This window comes from Streptomyces durocortorensis, from assembly GCF_016901035.1.
GTDB lineage: Bacteria > Actinomycetota > Actinomycetes > Streptomycetales > Streptomycetaceae > Streptomyces > Streptomyces durocortorensis.
In genome coordinates, this window is the sequence record NZ_JAFEUF010000324.1 from 1 (window position 1) to 6,567 (window position 6,567).

7 protein-coding genes and 1 pseudogene are annotated in these 6,567 nt (G+C 71.3%); 7 read left to right on the forward strand and 1 reads right to left on the reverse strand.

Features of this window, described 5'->3' with window-relative positions:
• The 5 genes and pseudogenes from JS521_RS37060 to JS521_RS32705 all read left to right on the forward strand — a co-directional run.
• A pseudogene (locus JS521_RS37060) lies at nucleotides 1–125 on the forward strand (DUF5134 domain-containing protein); the annotation flags it as partial.
• Between the two features lie 98 nt (nucleotides 126–223).
• Nucleotides 224–1,159: a M56 family metallopeptidase gene (locus tag JS521_RS32690; protein WP_205086521.1), complete on the forward strand. Its 936-nt coding sequence runs from the start codon at nucleotides 224–226 to the stop codon at nucleotides 1,157–1,159.
• A 138-nt stretch (nucleotides 1,160–1,297) separates the two neighbouring features.
• The gene (locus JS521_RS32695; protein WP_205086522.1) at nucleotides 1,298–2,002 is read left to right on the forward strand and encodes a phosphatase PAP2 family protein; all 705 of its coding nucleotides are present in this window, start codon (nucleotides 1,298–1,300) and stop codon (nucleotides 2,000–2,002) included.
• Nucleotides 1,996–2,691: an HAD family hydrolase gene (locus JS521_RS32700; protein WP_205086523.1), complete on the forward strand. Its 696-nt coding sequence runs from the start codon at nucleotides 1,996–1,998 to the stop codon at nucleotides 2,689–2,691. Before JS521_RS32695 ends, JS521_RS32700 begins: the two co-directional genes overlap by 7 nt.
• A gap of 135 nt (nucleotides 2,692–2,826) precedes the next feature.
• On the forward strand, nucleotides 2,827–3,003 hold the full coding sequence (locus JS521_RS32705) for a hypothetical protein (RefSeq protein WP_205086524.1): 177 nt from the start codon (nucleotides 2,827–2,829) through the stop codon (nucleotides 3,001–3,003).
• 330 nt (nucleotides 3,004–3,333) lie between these two features.
• Here the strand turns inward: JS521_RS32705 and JS521_RS32710 are convergent, their stop codons facing one another.
• Entirely contained in the window at nucleotides 3,334–4,827 is a 1,494-nt protein-coding gene (locus JS521_RS32710) for an LVIVD repeat-containing protein (protein ID WP_205086525.1), read from the reverse strand.
• Nucleotides 4,828–4,985: 158 nt separating this feature from the next.
• Here JS521_RS32710 and JS521_RS32715 point away from each other — a divergent pair, with 158 nt between their 5' ends.
• Together JS521_RS32715 and JS521_RS32720 are read left to right on the forward strand one after the other, a co-directional pair.
• Nucleotides 4,986–5,672, forward strand: a complete 687-nt coding sequence (locus JS521_RS32715; RefSeq protein ID WP_205086526.1) for a DUF305 domain-containing protein — start codon at nucleotides 4,986–4,988, stop codon at nucleotides 5,670–5,672.
• A 72-nt stretch (nucleotides 5,673–5,744) separates the two neighbouring features.
• A partial coding sequence (locus JS521_RS32720) for an FAD-dependent oxidoreductase (RefSeq protein ID WP_205086527.1) occupies nucleotides 5,745–6,567 on the forward strand: 823 nt, incomplete at its 3' end.

Consider the following 6,567-nt stretch of genomic DNA (forward strand, 5'->3'; position numbering starts at 1 on the left):
GTGGGGGCGTCGGCGGCCCCGGCCCGGGCGGTTTCGGGGGCGGGACGGACGGCCGGCCCGAGCTCACGACGGCCTGCCGGCTGACGATGGGCATCGGCATGTTCGCCATGCTGCTCACTCTGTGAGACGGGAAGTGGGACAGAACCCCCGTCAAACAGTGGTCTGCGTCACTTGCCGGTCGCGGCCGTACCCCCGGTCGGCCCGCCGCTCATAAGCTGAAGCCATGCTGGTCTCCCTCGCGCTGCTACTGCTCGGTGCACTGACCGCCCTGGTGACCCCGCGTGTGATGGCGCGGGCCCGGTGGCCGGAGCGCGAGCCGGTCGTGGCCCTGTGGGTCTGGCAGTGCGTGGTGGCCGGCGTGCTCCTGTCGTTCGCCCTGTCCATGACGTTGAGCGCGGCCGCCGCCTGGCAGGCGGTGCGCGGCCATGTCTTCGCCCCGGCCCCGCACGCCGTCGTCGAGGCGTACGCCCTGGCGGCGTACGGGCCGTGGTCGGCGGTCATCGCGGTGCTGCTGGCGCTGGGTGGGCTGTGGACCGGGGCGATGCTCCTGCGGGAGGTCCATCGGGCGCGGCGTCGCCGCAGGCAGCGCCGGGCAGAACTGCTGGAGCGTGCCCCGCTGATGCCGGGCGAGGAGCCCGGGGCCGACCGTCTCGTGGTGCTGGAGGGCGAACGCCCCGATGCCTGGTGGCTGCCCGGCACCGCACCGCAACTCGTCATCACCACCGCCGCGTTGGGCCGCCTGAAAGGCCGTCAGCTCGACGCGGTGCTCGCCCATGAGCAGGGGCACGCCCAGGCCCGGCACGACTGGCTGCTGCACTGTTCGTCGGCGCTGGCGATCGGCTTCCCGCAGATCCCGGTGTTCGCCGCGTTCCGCGACGAGATGCACCGGCTGGTCGAGCTGGCCGCCGACGACGTGGCGTCGCGCCGCTTCGGCAGGCTGACGACCGCACTCGCCCTGGTCGGACTCAACGAGGACCGTGGGGTGTTCGGTCCCTGCCCCACCCCGCAGGCCGAAGTGCCCCTCCGGGTCAACCGGTTGCTGGCCCCGGTCGAACGGCTCACGGCGGGCCGCCGGCTCCGGCTGACGGCCGCCGCCGCGCTGGTGCCGGTGATCCCGGTGTTCGTGGCCTTCGTTCCAGGGCTCCGCGCCCTGGGGTAGTCCCGGGGTGGCCGGGGTTCCGCACCTCGGGCCGGTCACGGTCCCGTACCCGGTTCGGCCACGGTTCCTTACTCCGTTTCGGCACGGTCCCGTACCCGGGTTGGCCTTCGGACGGGCTCCTCCGCGAGGATCATCACCATGTCCTCCCCCTCCCCCCACTTCCGCTTCCGTTCACCGGACCGTTCCCTCCTCACCGCGCCCGCCCTGCGGACCGTACGGGTCACCGGCGCGGCGGCCCTGCTGCTGCTCGTTCTCGTGGCGGCGCACTGGTCGCCGCTGATGTCCCTGGACCGGACGGTCGCCGACGCCCTGCACCGGCACGCGGTCGGCGACCCCGGCCTGGTGCACGTGAACCGCGTACTCACGGACTGGGTGTGGGATCCCTGGACCATGCGCGCCCTGATCGCGGTGGCGGTGATCGCCCTGTGGTGGCGCGGCGCGCGGCGACTCGCCCTCTGGACGGCCGGGACGAGCCTGCTCGCCACCCTCCTCCAACAGGGGCTGAAGGCCGCGGTGGACCGGGAGCGCCCGCAGTGGACCGACCCGGTGGACTCCGCGAACTTCGCCGCCTTTCCCTCCGGGCACGCGATGACGGCCGTCGTGAGCTGCGGGCTGCTCCTGTGGCTGCTGCGGCTGTACGGCGCGGGCCCCGCGCTGTGGTACGCGGCGCTCGCCGTGGCGGTGGTCTCGGCGATCGGCGTGGCGGCGACCCGGGTATACCTGGGGGTGCACTGGCTGACCGATGTCGTGGGCGGTGCGCTGCTGGGGGTGGCCGTGGTGGCGTTGAGCGCCGCCGGGTACGCCCGGTACGCGGCGCCCCGGGAGGGATCGCACCCGTGGTGATCAAGGGCGTGTTGTTCGACTTCTCCGGAACCCTGTTCCGGATCGAGCCGGTCCGGGACTGGCTCGCCGCCGTGCTGCGGGAGGAGGGCGTCGACGTACCGGCGGAGGATTTCGAGCGGTACGTGACCGGGCTCACGGAGGCCGGCGCTCTGCCGGGCGGTCCGCAGCCGCTCCGGGTTCCGGAGGGGCTGGCCGGCGCGATGGCTCGCCGGGACCTGAGTGCCGCGCTGCACCGTGAGGTGTACACCGGTCTGGCCCGGGGCGTCGCCCTGCCCGATCCGGGACTGTACGACGCGCTGTACGACCGCCATATGCGGCCGGAGGCATGGCTGCCGTACCCGGACGCCTCGGAGGTGCTGGCGGGGCTGCGGCGGGCGGGGATCGCGGTCGGCGTGGTCAGCAACATCGGCTGGGACCTGCGCCCGGTCTTCCGTGCGCACGGGCTCGACGCCCTGGTCGACGCGTATGTCCTGTCCTTCGAGCACGGGCTCCAGAAGCCCGCCGCGGGGCTGTTCCGCACCGCCTGCACGCTGATCGGCCGGGATCCCGCGGAGGTGGTCATGGTCGGTGACAACCGGGGCGCGGACGGCGGCGCGGCCGCTCTGGGCTGCGAGGTCCGGTTCGTGGACCATCTGCCCGTGGCTCAGCGGCCCGACGGTCTGCGTTCCCTGGGGCTGATCCCGGGCTGAGGCCCACGGGATCGGCTGAGGCCCACGGGGAGAGGCTGAGGCCCACGGCGAACGCGCAAGATCGGACCGGGGTGTGAGGCATATCCCGCCACGGAAGGGGTAAGGGATGGCGCTCGTGGCCGTAGCCTGGTGGACATGTCCCCCATGCCGTCGTCCGTATCCGCCCGTTCCGCAGCCGAGGTCAACGCGGAGATCCGCGACCTGTGGCAGCGGTCGGGCGGGTTCCTGACGCCGCAGGACGAGGCGGAATACCAGCGGCTGCTGCTGGAGTGGGCCGCCGCCACCGGCGGAAGCGTCCGCACCGCCGCCTGACCGCCGCACCCGCCGTTCGCCGTGACCGGGAATCCACGGGGAGAGATCGCGCCCGATCCGGCGATCCCCCGCGTCGCCGGATCCGGGCGCACCCTCGGCGTGCCTCGTGGGACACGGCCGCGGACCGCGCCGGGGACCGGAGTTGCGGAGTCCGCCGTCGCAGGGATCCAGCATGTCCCCACCCGGCTCATCGGTCAATGAATTTCCGACGGCGCACGCACCGGGGCCGGTGCCGCACGGGCGGATGACCGCCCGGGAGACACCGGCCCCGGAAATGCCTGACGAACCGCCGGACCGCCCGGCGAACCGACTGCCGGACGCGCTGAGGAATCAGCGCTCGAAGTAGTCCGGCTGCGTCTGCACGTTGAGCTCGTCCATCTTGACCCGCTTCGCCGGGTCGGTGCGCCGGTCGTCCAGCTTCAGCACATCGAAGCCCTTGGCGATGTCACTGGAGTAGATGTGACCGTTGTAGTAGTACGCCGACCAGGGGCCGGCCGTGGTGACCTGGTCGAGCGTGACCGGGCCGCGCTCGAAGAAGGCGATCTCCTTGGGCTTCGCCGAGTTGGTGAAGTCCCAGACGGAGATGCCGCCCTGGTACCAGGCCTGGACCATCAGGTCGCGGCCCTTCACGGGGATGATCGAGCCGTTGTGGGCGACGCAGACCTCGGCGTCGGCCTGGTGACGGTCGATCTTGAAGTAGCTGCGGAAGACCAGCTTGCGCTTGTCGCCCTTGCCGACGATGTCGTAGATGCCGTCGGCGCCGCGCTTGGGGCCGATCTCCTCGTTGCAGGTGGCCGCGCCGCCGCCGCCGAGCTCGTCGGTGAACACGACCTTGTTCGCACCCTGGTTGAAGGTCGCCGAGTGCCAGAACGCGAAGTTCACGTTGTCCTGGACCCGGTCGATGATCTTCGGGTGCTCCGGGTCCTCGATGGAGAACAGCAGACCGTCACCCATGCAGGCCCCGGCCGCGAGGTCCCTCGACGGCAGCACCGTGATGTCGTGGCAGCCGGTCGTCTTGGAGACACCGGGGTTCTCGGGCGCTCCCGGGTTGCCGCCGTCCGGGAAGAGCACCGGGAAGTCGATGACCCGGGCCTTCTGCGGCGCCTTGAGCGGCACCTTGATGATGGAGATCCCGTCGTGCGGCGGCTTGCAGTCCGGGAACGTCTCGTTGGGCGAGTACGAGGAGACGTACACGTACACGTTCTTCTTGCCGCCCGGCACCAGCGTGTGCGTGTGGGAACCGCAGGCGGTCTCCACGGCGGCGATGTACTTGGGCTGCCGCTTGTTGCTGATGTCGAAGATCTTCATGCCCTCCCAGGAGGACTTCTCCGTGGCGGGCTGGGAGGTGCTGGAGCAGGAGTCGTCGCTGCGCGAGGAGTCCGTCGACAGGAAGAGCAGGTTCCCGGAGACCGAGATGTCGTTCTGCGAGCCGGGGCAGAGAACCTGCGAGACCGTCCTGGGCTTCTTCGGCTTGCTGATGTCGTAGATGACGAAGCCGTCGTAGTTGCCGACGTACGCGTACTTCCCCTGGAACGCGAGGTCCGTGTTGGTGCCCTGGAGGGCGCCCTTCGGCACGTTCGTCAGGTGCTTGATGTTGGAGCTGTGGACGATCTCGTCCACGCCGGGTATGTCACCGCCGGTTATCGCAGCCCTGGCCTCGGCCTGGTCGCTCTTGGAGACGGAACCGCGCTCGGCCGGGGCGTCGCCCGGGTCGGGGGTGGCGGCCGCTGTGGTGGCCGTCAGCAGCGTGGCGAGGAGTCCGGCCGCGGCTGCCACCGCGCCCAGACGTCTGCGCCGCACGCGGGTGGTGTGCAACGAGGTCACTGCGTCCTCCCTAGGATCCGTTCGGGGTCGAACGGTTATGGAACCCTCGGCAGTATCGTCCCTCGCATGTACACATCAACAGATGGCAACGCAGACGTAATAAAAGTTTTTGATCTTCCGCCGGTGGAAGCGTGTTAGGACGGTCTGCAACAAACCATGTGGCACAGGAGGTCACCGTGTTGATCCATCGCCGGTCCGCAACTCTGCGCTCAACCGCTCTCGCGGCCGCGGCGGTTGCCGCCGTGCTCGTCCTGGGGGCCTGTGACGCGGACAGCGGTGACGGGACGTCGGACAAGGCCAAGGACACAGGTCCGGGCGTGGTGGCGCCCGGCAGACCGGGCGAGCCCGCCCGGACGCTCTCCGCCGAGGAGGCCGCCAAGGAGGCCGGCCAGGACACCGCCAACTCCGCGGACTTCCGCTATGCGCAGATGATGATCGAACACCACGGGCAGGCGCTCGTGATGACCGAACTCGTTTCCGAACGAGCCTCCGACAGCACCATCAAGCGGCTCGCGGAACGCATATCGGCGGGCCAGAAGCCGGAGATCGGCGCCATGGAGGGGTGGCTGAAGAGGAACGGCGGCGACAAGCGCGAGCAGCACCACGACCACACCGGGATGCCCGGCATGGCGACCGAGGCCCAGCTGAAGAAGTTGCGCGCCGCCGAGGGCAAGGCCTTCGACACGCTCTTCCTGGAGCTGATGATCACCCACCACCAGGGGGCGGTCACCATGGCCACGGAGGCGCTCACCGAGGGGAACGACATCTTCGTCGAGGAGATGGCCAGCGACGTCGTCGCCCAGCAGACGGTGGAGATCGACCGGATGCGCGGGCTGATGGACTGAGCCGCTCGGCTGCGCTGCTCCGTGCGCGCGGCGGTGCCATCCTGGAGGGAACCTCCGGGAAAGAGGTGCGCCGTGCTCTCCGTCGCCGTCGTCGGTTCCGGTCCCAGCGGGGTCTACACCGCTCAGGCCCTGCTCCAGCAGTCGCGCGTGCCCGATGTGCGGGTGCACGTCCTGGACCGGCTGCCCACCCCGTACGGACTCGTGCGGTACGGAGTGGCACCCGACCACGAGAAGATCAAGTCGCTGCAGAACAGTCTGCGGGCGGTGCTGGAGGACGAGCGGGTCACGTTCGTGGGCAACGTCGGCGTCGGCGGGCCGGAGGGGGTCTCCCCCGCCCGGCTCGCGGAGCTGTACCACGCGGTCGTCTACTGCGTCGGGGCCTCGGCGGACCGCCCGCTGGCGGTGCCCGGCGAGAGCCTGCCCGGCAGCTACTCCGCGACCCGCTTCGTCTCCTGGTACAGCGCCCACCCGGACATCGGCGCCGACCCGTTCGCCCGGGACGCCCTGGACGCCCGCTCGGCCGTCGTGATCGGCGTCGGCAACGTGGCGGTCGACGTGGCCCGGATCCTGGCGCGCGGGGCCGACGAGCTGCGGGCCACCGACGTGCCCCGCGCCGCGCTGAGCGCGCTGGAGTCCAGCCGGGTGCGCGATGTGCACATCGTGGGCCGCCGGGGCCCCTCCCAGGCCCGGTTCACCACCAAGGAGCTGCGGGAGCTGGGGGCGCTGCCCGGGGCGCGGGTCGTCGTCGATCCGGCGGAGCTGGCACTCGACCCGGCGTACGCCGCTCCGGACGGCCTGCCCGGAGCCCTGCCGCTGCCCGCCGTGGTGCGGCGGAACCTGGAGGTGCTGCGCGGCTGGTCGGCGGGCGGGGTCCAGGCGGGCGGGGGGGGGGGGG

Coding starts and splice junctions, on each gene's coding strand:
- JS521_RS32690 (WP_205086521.1), top strand. CDS start 224: ATGCTGGTCTCCCTCGCGCTGCTACTGCTCGGTGCACTGACCGCCCTG.
- JS521_RS32695 (WP_205086522.1), top strand. CDS start 1,298: ATGTCCTCCCCCTCCCCCCACTTCCGCTTCCGTTCACCGGACCGTTCC.
- JS521_RS32705 (WP_205086524.1), top strand. CDS start 2,827: ATGTCCCCCATGCCGTCGTCCGTATCCGCCCGTTCCGCAGCCGAGGTC.